We start from the raw sequence: 14783 nt of genomic DNA, 5'->3' as shown, positions 1-14783 counted from the left end.
ACGTCAGGGGGACGCGGCGAGCCGGCCCACCGCCGCCATCGGCACGGGCAGCCAGTCGGGCCGGTGCCGGGCCTCGTAGACGACCTCGTAGACCGCCTTGTCCGTCTCGTACGCGCGCAGCAGGACGGGGTCGGTGCGCGGATCGCGTCCGGCGGCCTCCGCGTAACCGGCGCAGAAGGCGGCCCGGCAGATGTCCGCCCAGTCGGAGACGGTGGGGGCGGGGCCGGCGGTCCGGGGATTAGAGCGGGCCGCGTAGTCGAAGGAGCGGAGCATCCCGGCCACGTCCCGCAGCGGTGGCTGCGGCATCCGGCGTTCGGCCAGCGGCTTGGACGGCTCGCCCTCGAAGTCTATGAGCGACCACTCGCCGGTGGGGGACCGCAGGCACTGGCCGAGGTGCAGATCCCCGTGGACGCGCTGCGCGGTCCAGGTCCGTCCCTCGGCGGCCAGGTCCCCCAGCGCCTCGAAGGCGGTCCGCAGACCGGGCGCGTAGGGGCGCAGCGCGGGCACCGCCTGGGCCGCCGCGGCCAGCCGCTCGGTCATCCCGTCGACAAGCAACTCCATCTGTACATGGCCCAGGGTGGTCGTGGGCAGCGCGCGGGCGAGCGCGGTGTGCACCTCGGCCGTGGCCCGGCCCAGGGCCCGCGCCTCGGCGCCGAAGTCCTCGCCCTTGGCCAGTCCGTGCAGCGCCAGCTCCCAGCCGTCCGTCGCGCCCCGGACGAAGGGCTGCAGCACGCCGAGGACGTAGGTCTCACCGGCCGCCGGATTCCGGGCGTCTCTGAGGTCCGCGGTCATCCACGCCGTGGGCGCGGGGACCCGGGGGCAGTTCTCCCGCGCGAGTACGCGCGGCAGTTCCAGGTCGGGGTTGACGCCGGGCACGATGCGGCGCAACAGCTTGAGGATGAACGTATCTCCATAGACGAGGGAGGAGTTGGACTGCTCGGAGGTCACCAGCCGGGGCGTCAGCCCGCTCGGGATCTGCTGACGGTGGTCGCGCTCGAAGCGGAGTTCGCCGATCCGGGCCCGGGTGCGCAGCGCCTCCAGGAGCACGTCGGCCGGGCGGGGGTCGTGCAGCGCCTCGTAGACGGTGCGCCCGGCCAGCGGGCCTTCCTCCACGTGCCCGATCAGCGCGGGCGCGAGATGCGGGGGCAGGGCCTCGCGCACGCCGATCAGCAACTGGTAGCAGTCGCCCTGCCGGGGGGTGGAGCCCTGGGCGGGGGTGGCCGGCTGGTGCGCCCGTACCAGGAGGTGGAGCAGGCCCAGCTGACCGGACGTCGGCAGTAACTCATTGGCCGTCACCAGGGAGAATCCGGTGACCGGGCGTCCCTTGCCCGCGAACCAGCGCTGGCGTGGCAGCCACTCCCGCAGCAGCGGGTCGAGCGACGCGAGCAGCTCGGGGCGTGCGACGGGTTCCGTGGCAGGGTGCGTGGCGGCTTCCGACATGGCGTCGCGTCCTTTCCCCAGGGACCGGGGGACGGGAGACCCGAGGACCCAGGGACCCGGAGTCCGGGCGAGTCGGGGGTGTTACTGATGGGTGCCCAGGGCGGGACGGGGGAAACCGCCCCGCCCCGCTTCTACACGGCGTCCTTGCGGAGCCGGAACCAGTAGAAGCCGTGACCTGCGAGGGTGAGGAGATAGGGGAGTTCACCGATGGCGGGGAAGCGGACGCCGCCGATGAGCTCGACGGGGTGGCGGCCGTTGAAGGCGCGGAGGTCGAGTTCGGTGGGCTGGGCGAAGCGCGAGAAGTTGTGCACGCACAGGACCAGGTCGTCCTCGTCGTCCTCCGTGGAGGGGGCCTCCCGCAGGAAGGCGAGGACGGCGGGGTTGGAGGAGGGGAGTTCGGTGTAGGAGCCGAGGCCGAAGGCCTTGTTCTGTTTGCGGATCTCGATCATGCGGCGGGTCCAGTGCAGCAGTGACGAGGGGGAGGACATGGACGCTTCGACGTTGGTGACCTGGTAGCCGTAGACGGGGTCCATGATCGTGGGGAGGAAGAGGCGGCCGGGGTCGCTGGAGGAGAATCCGGCGTTGCGGTCGGGGGTCCACTGCATGGGGGTGCGGACGGCGTCGCGGTCGCCGAGCCAGATGTTGTCGCCCATGCCGATCTCGTCGCCGTAGTAGAGGATCGGGCTGCCGGGCAGGGACAGGAGCAGGGCGGTGAAGAGTTCGATCTGGTTGCGGTCGTTGTCGAGGAGGGGGGCCAGGCGGCGGCGGATGCCGATGTTGGCGCGCATGCGCGGGTCCTTGGCGTACTCCGCGTACATGTAGTCGCGTTCTTCGTCGGTGACCATTTCGAGGGTGAGCTCGTCGTGGTTGCGCAGGAAGATGCCCCACTGGCAGTTGCTGGGGATCGCGGGGGTCTTGGCGAGGATCTCGGAGACGGGGTAGCGGGACTCGCGGCGTACGGCCATGAAGATGCGGGGCATGACGGGGAAGTGGAACGCCATGTGGCATTCGTCGCCGCCGGAGGGGAAGTCGCCGAAGTAGTCGACGACGTCCTCGGGCCACTGGTTCGCCTCGGCCAGCAGCACCGTGTCCGGGTAGTGCGTGTCGATCTCCTTGCGGACCCGCTTCAGGAACTCGTGCGTGGCAGGAAGGTTTTCGCAGTTCGTTCCCTCGACCTGGTACAGGTACGGGACCGCGTCCAGCCGGAAGCCGTCGATCCCCAGATCCAGCCAGAACCGCAGCGCGGAGACGATCTCTTCCTGCACGGCGGGGTTCTCGTAGTTGAGGTCGGGCTGGTGGGAGAAGAAGCGGTGCCAGTAGTACTGCTTGCGGACCGGGTCGAAGGTCCAGTTGGAGGCCTCGGTGTCGACGAAGATGATCCGGGCGTCCTGGTACTGCTTGTCGTCGTCGGCCCAGACGTAGTAGTCGCCGTAGGGTCCGTCGGGGTGGGCGCGGGACTCCTGGAACCACGGGTGCTGGTCGCTGGTGTGGTTCATGACGAAGTCGATGATGACGCGCATGCCGCGTTGGTGGGCGGCGTCGACGAACTCGACGAAGTCGGCGAGGTCGCCGAACTCGGGCAGGACGGCGGTGTAGTCGGAGACGTCGTAGCCGCCGTCGCGCAGGGGGGACTTGAAGAACGGGGGCAGCCAGAGGCAGTCGACGCCGAGCCATTGCAGGTAGTCGAGCTTGGCGGTGAGGCCCTTGAGGTCACCGACGCCGTCGCCGTTGCTGTCCTGGAAGGAGCGGACCAGGACCTCGTAGAAGACGGCGCGTTTGAACCATTCGGGGTCGCGGTCCTTGGCCGGAGTGTCCTCGAAGGTGTCCGGTACGGGCTCGTTGATGATCATGTGGTGGGTGACCCTCCGATGTGCGGTGAGGACGGTCGCAGGACGGTGAGGATGTGCGCGGGCCTGTGTCCCGGCTCGAGACGCACATAGTTGGCCCTGCCCCAGTGGTAGGTCTCGCCGGTGAGCTCGTCGCGCACCGGCACGGACTCGTGCCATTCCAGGCCGAGTTGCGGCATGTCCAACGAGACCGTGGCCTCCTGGGTGTGGTGGGGGTCGAGGTTGACCACCACCACAACCGTGTTCGATCCGCGGGTGTCCGTGACGGACTTCGAGTAGGCGATCACCGCCTCCTTGTCCGTGTGGTGGAAGTGCAGGTCGCGCAGTTGCCGCAGCGCCGGACTGCTCCGCCTGATCGCGTTGAGCGCACCCAGCAACGGCGCGATGCTATGTCCGTCACGCTCCGCCGACTCCCAGTCACGCGGACGCAGTTGGTACTTCTCCGAGTTCAGGTATTCTTCGCTCCCCTTGCGCAGCGGGGTGCTCTCGCACAGCTCGAAACCGCTGTAGACGCCCCAGGTCGGCGACAGCGTGGCGGCGAGCACCGCCCGCAGTTCGAAGGCCGGACGCCCGCCGAGCTGAAGGAACTCGTGCAGGATGTCGGGGGTGTTGACGAACAGGTTGGGCCGCATGGACGCGGCCGACTCGCCGGACAGCTCGGTGAGGTAGTCGGTCAGCTCCTGCTTGGTGTTGCGCCAGGTGAAGTACGTGTACGACTGCTGGAAGCCGATCGCCCCGAGGGTGCGCATCATCGCGGGCCGGGTGAACGCCTCGGCGAGGAAGATCACGTCCGGGTCCCCGCGGTTGATCTCGGCGATGACCTCCTCCCAGAAGGCGACCGGCTTGGTGTGCGGGTTGTCCACGCGGAAGATCCGGACCCCGTGGTCCATCCAGAAACGCAGCACCCGCAGCGTCTCCCGGACCAGTCCCGGCATGTCCTCGTCGAAGGCGATGGGGTAGATGTCCTGGTACTTCTTCGGCGGGTTCTCCGCGTACGCGATCGTGCCGTCGGCGCGGTGCCGGAACCACTCCGGGTGCTTCTCCACCCACGGATGGTCGGGGGAGCACTGGAGCGCGAAGTCGAGGGCGATCTCCAGGCGCAGGTCCGCCGCCCGGCGGACGAACGCGTCGAAGTCGTCGATGGTCCCGAGGTCGGGGTGGACCGCGTCGTGGCCGCCCTCGGGCGAGCCGATCGCCCAGGGCACCCCGACGTCCTGACGGCTCGCCGAGAGACTGTTGTCGGGTCCCTTGCGGAAGGTCGTCCCGATGGGATGGATCGGTGGCAGGTAGACGACGTCGAAGCCCATCTCCGCGATGGCGGGCAGGCGTTCGGCGGCGGTGCGGAAGGTGCCGTGCACCGGCGGGTCCAGCTGCCCGCTCTCCGAGCGCGGGAAGAACTCGTACCAGGACCCGAACAGCGCCCGCTCGCGCTCCACGAGCAGCGGCAACGGCTCGGAGGACGTCAGGAGTTCGCGCAGCGGATGGCGGGCGAGCAGCCGGTCCACCTCGGGGGTGCGGGCGGCGGCGAGGCGGGCCGCGGCGGACCTGCCGGTGTCACGCAGCGCGTCCGCCGCGGCGAGCACGACGTCTCTTCCGGCCCGGCCCGCGGGCACGTCGGCGGCCGCCCGCTCGTACAGTCGCGCGCCCTCCTCCAGCACCAGTTCGGTGTCGATGCCGGCGGGGATCTTGATTCCGGCGTGGTGGCGCCAGGTGGAGACCGGATCGCTCCACGCCTCCACGGTGTACGTCCAGCGGCCCGTCCGGTCCGCGGACACCGTGGCGCCCCAGCGGTCGGTGCCCGGGGCCAGCTCGCGCATCGGGGTCCAGGGCCCGGTCCGGCCGCGGGGATCCTTCAGGACGACGTTGGCGGCGACCGCGTCGTGGCCCTCGCGGAAGACCGTGGCGGAGATCTCGACGGCCTCGCCGACCACCGCCTTGGCCGGCCGACGGCCCTGGAGGACCAGGGGACGTACGTCGAGGACGGGGATGCGTCCGACGCCGGTACGGAGGTCCGCGGAGGGTTTCTCCGGGACACCGGGAACGGTGTCGGCCGCGCGTGGGGGTGATGTGTCGGAGTGGGTCGTCGAGGGTGGCGACGTGTGGTGCGTGGCGGGCATGACCGCTCCTGTCCGCGTCAACGTGGGTGGGCGGATGAGGGTGTGGGGAGGTGGGGCCTGCGGGCTGTACCGCAGGAGCCTTCCCACCCTGTTCGGGTGGGCAATCCGACGCTTTGTTAACTCCTTACGCCTGTGTCCGCGTACAGAACCGGCCGCGTCCGGCGTGGACGGGGCGGGTTCCCGTCTCCCCGGACGGGTCCCTAGGGACCGTCTACCCGCAGGAGCCTGTTGGGCGACCCCGGTCCTGCGCCGGCGACCTTTCCGGACACCGCGCGGCGCACGAGAGCCCTGCCCACCTGGGCCGGTGTCGCCCGGCGGTGGTCGGCCAGATAGAGCGCCGCGGCGCCCGCGACGTGCGGACTCGCCATCGACGTGCCGGAGAGGGTCGCCCTCCCGGTGTCGCTCCGGTAGGAGGCGGAGGTGATCGCCACGCCGGGGGCGAAGAGGTCGAGCGAGGCGCCGTAGTCGGAGAAACGCGCCCGGGTGTCGGTCCGGTCGACCGCGCCGACGGTGAGGGCCTGGGGGACGCGGGCGGGCGAACGCAGATCGGCCGGTTGTCCGCCGTTGCCCGCGGCGACCGCATAGGTCACACCGGAGGCGATGGAGTTGCGTACGGCCGCGTCCAGTTGGGCGTTGGCCTTTCCGCCCAGGCTCAGATTGGCGACCGCGGGCCGGTGCGCGTGCCGGGTCACCCAGTCGACACCCGCGATCACCTGCGCGGTGGTGCCGGAGCCGTCGTCGCCGAGCACCCGGACGGCGACGACCCGGGCCTTTCGCGCGACGCCGTACGCCGCCCCGGCGACGGTGGCCGCGACATGCGTGCCGTGCCCGTTGCCGTCGCCCGCGCTCCGGTCGTCCCCCACGAAGTCCCAGCCGTAGCGGGCCCGGCCGCCGAAGTCCCGGTGCGTGATCCGGACACCGGTGTCGATGACGTAGACGGTCACGCCCGCGCCGGCCGACGCCGGTGCGGCGTACCTGCGGTCGAGCGGCAGGCCGGACTGGTCGATCCGGTCCAGGCCCCAGGACGGCGGGTTCGTCCCGGCCCGGTCGAGCCGCACCCGGGTGTCCGGGACGACCGAGGCCACCCGGGGGTCCGCCGCGAGCCGGCGGGCCTGCCGTGCACCGGCCCGTACGGCGTAGCCGTTGAGCGCGGTGCCGTACGTGTGGCTGATTCTCGCTCCGTATTTCTCGGCGATCCCCTTCCCCTCGGGGGACGGAGCCCGGGTACTCACCCTGAGCGTCACGATGTAGCTTCCGGCGGCGGCACCGGAGGCGCCGACGCCGTCCGGCCGGTCCTCCGCCGCGGCGTGCGCCGGCGGTGCGACGGCCGGAAGCACCGCTGCCGTCACGGCCGCGACCAGGCCCCCGGCCCGGTGCGGACGCCGCTGTCTGGTCCGTGCCATGACGTGGGTTCCCCTCCTCGACTCGGTGTGCGCGGACCGGGCCGACCGCTGTGGGCCGCGGTCCGCCGCACGCCACCTGGCAGCCTCTCGTGCGGTGTGAAGCACCACAAGGCCGCCCATGAGTGCGGAATCGGCCATATCAGTCGTGGGGTACAGGTGAAGGTTGCGGAGAGTTCCCGCCGAATCCACCGGGATGCCCAAGGCCTTGTCAAGAGGACGTCCGGAGCCGGACCCCCGGGCCGTCCACGCCGGAGTTCCCCCCGTGCGCCGTAGTTGCGGAGGTGCTCTCGCCGCTAACGTCGTGGATGACGAAGGGCGCACAAGGACGTGCGTCCCTCGGCCGCGTACGTCCTGCCGTTTACGTCCTTCGTGAAGGTGGAACTCGTGAAGGCAATCCGCAGATTCACCGTCCGGCCCGTACTGCCCGAAGCCCTCCATCCGCTCAGCGACCTGGCGCGCAATCTGCGCTGGTCCTGGCATGCCGAGACCCGCGACCTCTTCCAGTCCGTCGACCCCGAGCACTGGTCCGCGTCGGACGGCGACCCCGTACGGCTGCTGGGTGGCGTGCCGCCCCGGCGGCTGGCGGAACTCGCGGAGGACCGCCGCTTCCTGCGCCGGCTCGCCGCGGTCGCCGACGACCTGCGGGACTATCTGACCGGAGAGCGCTGGTACCAGACCCAGTCGTCCGAACTCCCCGCCGCCATCGCCTACTTCTCACCCGAGTTCGGTATCACCGCCGCGCTCCCGCAGTACTCCGGGGGCCTCGGCATCCTCGCCGGCGACCATCTGAAGGCCGCGAGCGACCTCGGCGTACCCCTGATCGGGGTCGGACTGCTCTACCGGCACGGCTACTTCCGGCAGTCGCTGTCCCGGGACGGCTGGCAGCAGGAGCACTATCCGCTGCTGGACCCGAACGAACTCCCGCTGGTCCCGCTGCGCGAGACCGACGGCACCCCCGCCCAGGTGGCGCTGGCCCTTCCCGGCGGGCGGGCGCTGCGGGCGCGGATCTGGCTGGCCCAGGTCGGCCGGGTGCCCCTGCTGATGCTGGACTCCGACGTCGAGGAGAACGACTTCGGCGAGCGCGGGGTCACCGACCGGCTGTACGGCGGCGGCAGCGAACACCGCCTGCTCCAAGAGATGCTGCTCGGCATAGGCGGCGTGCGCGCCGTGCGGACGTACTGTCGCCTCACCGGCCACGCGGAGCCCGAGGTGTTCCACACCAACGAGGGCCACGCGGGCTTCCTCGGCCTGGAGCGGATCGCCGAACTCGCCGAGACCGGACTCGACTTCGACGCCTCGCTGGAGGCGGTGCGGGCCGGAACGGTCTTCACCACCCACACCCCCGTCCCGGCCGGCATAGACCGCTTCGACCGCGAACTGGTGGCGCACCACTTCGGCCCCGACGCCGAACTCCCCGGCATCGACGTCGAGCGGATCCTCGGCCTCGGCATGGAGACCTATCCGGGGGGCGAGCCGAACCTCTTCAACATGGCGGTGATGGGCCTCAGGCTGGGACAGCGCGCCAACGGCGTCTCCCTGCTGCACGGTCACGTCAGCCGGGAGATGTTCTCCGGTCTGTGGCCGGGATTCGACCCGGACGAGGTCCCGATCACCTCGGTGACCAACGGTGTGCACGCCCCGACCTGGGTGGCGCCGGAGGTCTTCAGGCTCGGCGCCCGGCAGATCGGCGCGCAGCGCACCGAGGACGCGCTCACGGTCGGCGGCTCGGACCGGTGGGACGCGGTGGCGGACATCGCCGACCAGGAGATCTGGGACCTTCGCCGGGTGCTGCGGGAACAACTGGTGGCCGAGGTCCGTGAACGGCTGCACGCCTCCTGGCGCCAGCGCGGCGCCGGGACCGCCGAACTCGGGTGGATCGACGGGGTGCTGGACCCCGACGTGCTGACCGTCGGCTTCGCGCGCCGCGTCCCCTCCTACAAACGGCTCACGCTGATGCTGCGGGACCGGGACCGGCTGATGGACCTGCTGCTGCACGCCGAGCGGCCGGTCCAGATCGTGGTGGCGGGCAAGGCGCACCCCGCGGACGACGGCGGCAAGCGCCTGGTGCAGGAACTGGTCCGGTTCGCGGACGACCCGCGGGTGCGCCACCGGATCGTGTTCCTGCCGGACTACGGCATGGCGATGGCGCAGAAGCTCTACCCGGGCTGCGACATCTGGCTCAACAACCCGCTGCGCCCGCTGGAGGCGTGCGGGACGAGCGGGATGAAGGCGGCGCTCAACGGCTGCCTCAACCTCTCGGTCCTGGACGGCTGGTGGGACGAGTGGTTCCGCCCGGACTTCGGCTGGGCGATCCCGACCGCCGACGGCACGGCGACCGACGACGACCGGCGCGACGACCTGGAGGCGGCCGCGCTCTACGACCTGCTGGAGAAGCGCGTCGCCCCCCGCTTCTACGAGCGGGGCCGGGGCGGTCTGCCGGACCGCTGGATCGAGATGGTCCGCCAGACGCTGACCCACCTCGGCCCGAAGGTCCTGGCCGGGCGGATGGTGCGCGAGTACGTGGAGCGCCTTTACACCCCCGCGGCCCGCTCGCACCGCGCGCTCTCCGCGGAGGCGGCGCGTGAGCTGGCGGCCTGGAAGGCCCGGGTCCGGGCCGCCTGGCCCCGGGTCGCGGTCGACCACGTGGAGGCATCCGCCGCCACGACCAGCGCCGAACTCGGCACCACCCTCACCCTGCGGGTCCGGGTCGCGCTCGCCGACCTGGCCCCCGACGACGTCGAGGTGCAGGCGGTCTCCGGGCGCGTCGACTCGCAGGACCGGATCGCGGACGCGACCTGTGTCCCGCTCAAGCCGGCGGGCGGCCCCGACCTGGAGGGGCGGTGGGTGTACGAGGGCCCGCTCTCGCTCGACCGCACGGGACCCTTCGGCTACACGGTCCGCATCCTGCCCACGCACCGGCTGCTCGCGTCGGGCGCCGAGGTGGGCGTCGTGGCGGTGCCCGCGGAGGAGGCGGGGGAGGCGGCCGGGGTCCTGATGCGCTGAGCCCGCGCGCACCGGGACCCGGGTCTCCGCGCCGCCGTCAGACCGGGTCGAGCCCCGCGCACAGGCGGCGCAGGGCCTGACCGCAGCGGCGCGCGTACGCGTGCTGGAGGCCGCGGGCCGCCGGCCCGGCCGCGCGGGTGTACCACTTGGCCGCACGGCTGAAGGCGGTCACGGTCAGCCAGACCGTGCCGTCGCCGGTGCGGTCGACCACGAAGGCCTCCTCGCCGCACTCGGGGTGGCCGGGCAGGGTGCCGTACGCCCAGCCGGCGCGGCGGTACTCCTCGACCGTCCAGACCACCCGGCAGGGGGCCTTGATCGGGCCGAGGCCGACGGTGACGTCGGTGCCGACGGCCGCCCGGTCGGTGGTGGCGGATATCGCCGCGCCGATCGCCCGGTGCATCGCCCAGGTCATGACGGCTTCGGAGGCGGCGCGGAAGACGTCCTCGCCCTCGCCGATACGGGTGCGGAGGTGGAGGGGCCGGAACCCCGGCGGGCAGCGGCCGTCGCGCGTCGCGCCCACGTCCTCGTAGGTGAAGGGAGTGTCCGGGGAGACCATGGGGGACAGCGTAGGGCGGTACCCGGAGCCGATCACTCCCCGGGTACCGCCCTGGCGTCTAACGGATCACTAGCTCACGTTGACCGCGGACCAGGCCGCGGCCACCGTCGCGTACTCCGTGCTGCCGGAGCCGTACAGCGCGGACGCCGCGGAGAGCGTCGCGGTGCGGGCCGCCTTGTAGTTCGTCGTCGAGGTCATGTACGTGGTCAGCGCCTTGTACCAGATCTGCAGCGCCTTGGCGCGGCCGATGCCGGTGACCGTGGAGCCGTTGGACGTCGGCGAGTTGTACGAGACGCCGTTGATGGTCTTGGCGCCGCTGCCCTCCGCGAGGAGGTAGAAGAAGTGGTTCGCGACGCCGGACGAGTAGTGCACGTCCTTGTTGCCGACCGTGGAGGACCAGGAGTCCGCCGAGCCGCCGTCCTTGCTGGGCTTGTCCATGTAGCGCAGCGGGGTGCCGTCGCCGTTGATGTTGATCTTCTCGCCGATGAGGTAGTCACCGGGGTCGGAGGCGTTGGCCGCGTAGAACTCGACGCCGGTGCCGAAGATGTCGGAGGTCGCCTCGTTCAGGCCGCCGGACTCGCCGGAGTAGTTGAGGCCCGCGGTGTTGGAGGTGACACCGTGGCTCATCTCGTGTCCGGCCACGTCCAGCGAGGTCAGCGGGTGGGTGTTCCCGGAGCCGTCGCCGTACGTCATGCAGAAGCAGCTGTCGTCCCAGAACGCGTTGACGTACGAGCTGCCGTAGTGGACCCGGGAGTAGGCGCCCACGCCGTTGTTCTTGATGCCGTTGCGGCCGAAGGTGTTCTTGTAGAAGTCCCAGGTCTCCTGGGCTCCGTACGCGGCGTCGGCGGCGGCCGTCTGGTCCGTGGTGGAGCTGGAGGCGGTGCCGGTGCCCCACACGTCGTCGGCGTCGGTGAACAGGGTGCCGGTGCCCGACGTGCCGTGCTTGAGGTTGTACGTCTTGTGGCCGCCGCGCGTGCCGTCCGTCAGGTTGTAGGTCGTGCCCGACTTGGTGGTGCTGAGCGTGACCGTGCCCGAGTAGAGGCTCTTGCCGGTGCCGGTCTCGATGCCCTGGTACTCGTAGAGCTTCTTGCCGGTGGCCGCGTCGGTGATGACGTGCAGCTCGTTCGGGGTGCCGTCGTCCTGGAGACCGCCGACGACCGTCTCGTAGGCGAGGGTCGGCCTGCCGGAGGCGGCCCAGATCACCTTGCGGGGGGCGCGGTCGGCGGTGGTCTGCGCGGAGCCGGCCGACTTCGCGGCGGTCAGCGCCTGCTTCTCCGCCTTCGCGGTGGTGACCTGCGGCTTCAGCGAGGCGACCTTGATGGCTGTCTGCACGGCCCGGGTGACGCCCTCGGTCCGGCCGGCCTTGGACTCGTGGACGACCAGGTCGCCGCCGAGGACCGGAAGGCCGTTGTACGTGCGCTCGTAGCGGGTGTGCACCGTGCCGTCGACGTCCTTGACGACGTCTCTGACGACCAGTTTCTCCTTGGCACCGAGGCCTATCTGCTGGGCGGTCTCGGGCGCGGCGGCGTCGGCCCGCTTGATCAGGCTGGTGCGCGCGGCGTCGGACAGCTGGACCGTGGCGCCGGGGAGGTTCGCCCGGCCGGCCGCGGCGAGCGGCTCGGACTGGGCGGAGGCACCGGTGGTCAGACCGGTGGTGAGCAGGGCTCCGGCGGCGACAGCGGTGGCGATGGCCAGGGTGGTGCGCTTGTGACGCGCGTAGAGGGGAGTCACGCAAGCTCCTTCTGTGGGGGCGTCCGGACGCCGTGGGGTGGCCTTCCGGACGATGGGAAGTTGCGGTGCGGGTGAGCCGTGCGGTGGAAGAGTGACATCCAGGGCGCGTACATGTCAGGAGTGCAAGCTCAGGTTGGCCGAAAAGCGTCCGTTGGATGAAGATCGCTGTACGTAATACGGACCCGATCACGGGTAAAGGGCGGGGCAACGCAAACTCCGGGCACCGTAAAGGGGGCGCCGCCCCGGGGGAGTTGATCCACCGGAGCGGCGCCCGTGGTTCGGTGCGTGTCCACCCGCGGTCTACGGGAAGGTCAGCTTCCAGCTGTTGATGTAGCCGGTGTCCTGCGCCGCCTGGTCCTGGACCTTCAACTTCCACGTACCGTTGGCGACTTCGGAGGACGCGTTGACCGTGTAGGTGGCCACCACGTTGTCCGCCGAGTCCGACGAGCTGAAGTTCTTCAGCCGGTACGTCGAGCCGTCCGGGGCCACCAGGTCGATGACCAGGTCACCGCGCCAGGTGTGCACGATGTTCACGTCGACCTGGAGGTTCGAGGGGGCGTTGCCGGTGCGGCCGGTGACGGCGATCGAGGAGGTGACCGCCGCTCCGTTGTCCGGAATTGATACGTCGGCCGTGTTCTCGAACGACGTACCGCCGCCACCGCCGCCGCCGGGGCGCGTGCCGACCTTCACGGCCGCCCAGGCGTTCGCGACCGCCGTGTACTCGGCGCTGGTGGTGCCGTACAGCTCACCGGCCGCCGCGAGCGTGCCGGTGCGGGCCGCCGCGTAGTTGGTGGTCGAGGTGAACTTGGTGGTGAGCGCCCGGTACCAGATCTGCAGGGCCTTGTCGCGGCCGATGCCGGTGACGGGCAGGCCGTCGCCGGTCGGCGAGTTGTAGCTGACGCCGTTGATCACCTTCGCGCCACTGCCCTCGGACAGCAGGTAGAAGAAGTGGTTGGCGACGCCCGAGGAGTAGTGGACGTCCAGGCCGCCGACGCTGGAGGACCAGTTGTCCGCCGAGCCGCCGTCCTTGCTGGGCTTGTCCATGTAGCGCAGCGGGGTGCCGTCGCCGTTGATGTCGATCTTCTCGCCGATGAGGTAGTCACCGGGGTCGGAGGCGTTGTTGGCGTAGAACTCGACGCCGGTGCCGAAGATGTCGGAGGTCGCCTCGTTCAGGCCGCCCGACTCACCGGTGTAGTTGAGGCCCGCGGTGTTGGAGGTGACGCCGTGGCTCATCTCGTGGCCCGCCACGTCCAGCGCCGTCAGCGGGTCCGCGTTGCCGGAGCCGTCGCCGTACGTCATGCAGAAGCAGCTGTCGTCCCAGAACGCGTTGACGTACGAGTTGCCGTAGTGGACCCGGGAGTAGGCGCCCACGCCGTTGTTCTTGATGCCGCTGCGGTTGAACGTGTTCTTGTAGAAGTCCCAGGTCTCCGCGGCGCCGTAGTGCGCGTCGGCGCCCGCCGTCGCGGCGTTGGAGATGGTGCCGTTGCCCCAGGTGTCGCTGGTCTGCGAGAACAGCGTGCCGGTGCCGGACGTACCCCGGTTCAGGTTGTACGTCTTGTGGCCGCCGCGCGCGCCGTCCGTCAGCGTGAAGTTGGAGCCCGACTGCGTCGTCGTCAGGGTCACCTGGCCGCTGTACTGGGTGTTGCCGACGCCGGTCTCGATGCCCTGGTACTCGTAGAGCTTCTTGCCGGTGGCCGCGTCGGTGATGACGTGCAGCTGGTTCGGGGTGCCGTCGTCCTGGAAGCCGCCGACGACCGTCTCGTAGGCGAGGGTCGGCCTGCCGTCCGCCGCCCAGATCACCTTGCGGGGCGCGCGATCGGCGGCGGTCTTCTTCGACCCGTCGGCCTTGGCGGCGGAGAGGGCCTGCCGCTCCGCGGTGCCGGCCGCGACCGAGGGGGTGAGGGAGGCGACCTTGATCGTGGCCGCCGTCGCCTTGATGACGCGCTCCGTCCGGCCGGACTTGGCGGTGTCGACGACCAGGTCGCCGCCGAGGACCGGGAGGCCGTCGTAGGTGCGCTCGTAGCGCGTGTGCACCGTGCCGTCCGCGTCCTTGATGACGTCACGGGCGACCAGCGACTCCTTGGCGCCGAGGCCGAGATCCTTGGCGGTGGTCACCCGGGCGGCGTCGGCGTCGCGGATCAGCTCGGCGCGCTGCGAGGGGGTGAGCTTCAGGGCGACGGCCCCGGGGTCGATCCGGCCCGGAACCGGCTTCTGGGGCGCGGCGTTCGCGGCGCCCGACTGGACCGCGGCGGCCAGCAGGGCGGAGACGCCGACGAGGGCGACGGCGGCGACACGGCGACGGGCGGTGTGGGAGGTGCGTCTGTGCGAGGACATGCTGCTCAACACTGACTCCTTCTGCGTGGCCACGGCTCGCGCGGCCAGTGGGGATCCGGGCGGTGGGTACCCGTCCGGGCAGAACAGGGCAGAACAGGGAAGAACGCAGAACCAGTTGCACGATGGACTTCGGTCGCGGCACGGCGAGGTCACTGTGAGGTTGCTGTGGAGCGACCGTGGGAAGAGTGGCAGGAGATCTCGCCCTCTGTCAGGACCGCATCAAGAACTTGGCCGGAATCGTCTCGTTCTCCGGTTGGTCATGTTCGGTATACGAACCCGTGCCCCGCCGTGCACCCGGACCGGCTCCGACCGCGCCGGAACGCCGGCCGGCGTGATCGCGTGCGAGGCCGTG

Annotated in this window: 8 protein-coding genes; 1 reads left to right on the top strand and 7 read right to left on the bottom strand. The window is 70.9% G+C overall.

Features of this window, described 5'->3' with window-relative positions; all coding sequences use genetic code 11:
• Nucleotides 1-3 precede the first annotated feature (3 nt).
• The 4 genes from OG776_RS15305 to OG776_RS15290 form a co-directional block, all read right to left on the bottom strand.
• Entirely contained in the window at nt 4-1440 is a 1437-nt protein-coding gene (locus OG776_RS15305; RefSeq protein ID WP_329321148.1) for a maltokinase N-terminal cap-like domain-containing protein, read from the bottom strand.
• A gap of 131 nt (nt 1441-1571) precedes the next feature.
• Nucleotides 1572-3290, bottom strand: a complete 1719-nt coding sequence (treS, locus tag OG776_RS15300) for a maltose alpha-D-glucosyltransferase (protein WP_329321145.1) — start codon at nt 3288-3290, stop codon at nt 1572-1574.
• Entirely contained in the window at nt 3287-5404 is a 2118-nt protein-coding gene (locus tag OG776_RS15295) for an alpha-1,4-glucan--maltose-1-phosphate maltosyltransferase (RefSeq protein ID WP_329321143.1), read from the bottom strand. The genes treS and OG776_RS15295 overlap by 4 nt, the downstream gene beginning before the upstream one ends.
• A gap of 200 nt (nt 5405-5604) precedes the next feature.
• Nucleotides 5605-6807, bottom strand: coding sequence for a S8 family peptidase (locus OG776_RS15290; protein WP_148010538.1), 1203 nt, complete (start codon nt 6805-6807; stop codon nt 5605-5607).
• A gap of 384 nt (nt 6808-7191) precedes the next feature.
• Between OG776_RS15290 and OG776_RS15285 the strand changes: the two genes are divergently transcribed.
• A complete protein-coding gene (locus tag OG776_RS15285) occupies nt 7192-9810 on the top strand; it encodes a glycosyltransferase family 1 protein (protein ID WP_329321140.1) in 2619 nt (872 codons plus the stop codon).
• Between the two features lie 37 nt (nt 9811-9847).
• On the opposite strand, the gene OG776_RS15280 is transcribed toward OG776_RS15285, so the two are convergent.
• From OG776_RS15280 to OG776_RS15270, 3 genes are all read right to left on the bottom strand, one after another.
• On the bottom strand, nt 9848-10366 hold the full coding sequence (locus tag OG776_RS15280) for a DUF1990 family protein (protein ID WP_148010542.1): 519 nt from the start codon (nt 10364-10366) through the stop codon (nt 9848-9850).
• A gap of 69 nt (nt 10367-10435) precedes the next feature.
• Complete coding sequence (locus tag OG776_RS15275; RefSeq protein WP_329321138.1) at nt 10436-12097, bottom strand: M4 family metallopeptidase; 1662 nt, start codon at nt 12095-12097, stop codon at nt 10436-10438.
• A gap of 300 nt (nt 12098-12397) precedes the next feature.
• Complete coding sequence (locus tag OG776_RS15270) at nt 12398-14440, bottom strand: M4 family metallopeptidase (protein ID WP_187285701.1); 2043 nt, start codon at nt 14438-14440, stop codon at nt 12398-12400.
• Between the last annotated feature and the right edge of the window lie 343 nt (nt 14441-14783).

The sequence above is a fragment of the Streptomyces sp. NBC_01689 genome (assembly GCF_036250675.1).
Taxonomy (GTDB): Bacteria; Actinomycetota; Actinomycetes; order Streptomycetales; family Streptomycetaceae; genus Streptomyces.
The sequence above is the reverse complement of the archived record's forward strand: the minus strand, read 5'-3'. Positions and strand labels throughout refer to the sequence as shown.

Bases quoted from the DNA above. Each gene is read 5' to 3' on its own strand.
- OG776_RS15305 (WP_329321148.1), bottom strand. From the start codon at position 1,440: ATGTCGGAAGCCGCCACGCACCCTGCCACGGAACCCGTCGCACGCCCC.
- treS (WP_329321145.1), bottom strand. From the start codon at position 3,290: ATGATCATCAACGAGCCCGTACCGGACACCTTCGAGGACACTCCGGCC.
- OG776_RS15295 (WP_329321143.1), bottom strand. From the start codon at position 5,404: ATGCCCGCCACGCACCACACGTCGCCACCCTCGACGACCCACTCCGAC.
- OG776_RS15290 (WP_148010538.1), bottom strand. From the start codon at position 6,807: ATGGCACGGACCAGACAGCGGCGTCCGCACCGGGCCGGGGGCCTGGTC.
- OG776_RS15280 (WP_148010542.1), bottom strand. From the start codon at position 10,366: ATGGTCTCCCCGGACACTCCCTTCACCTACGAGGACGTGGGCGCGACG.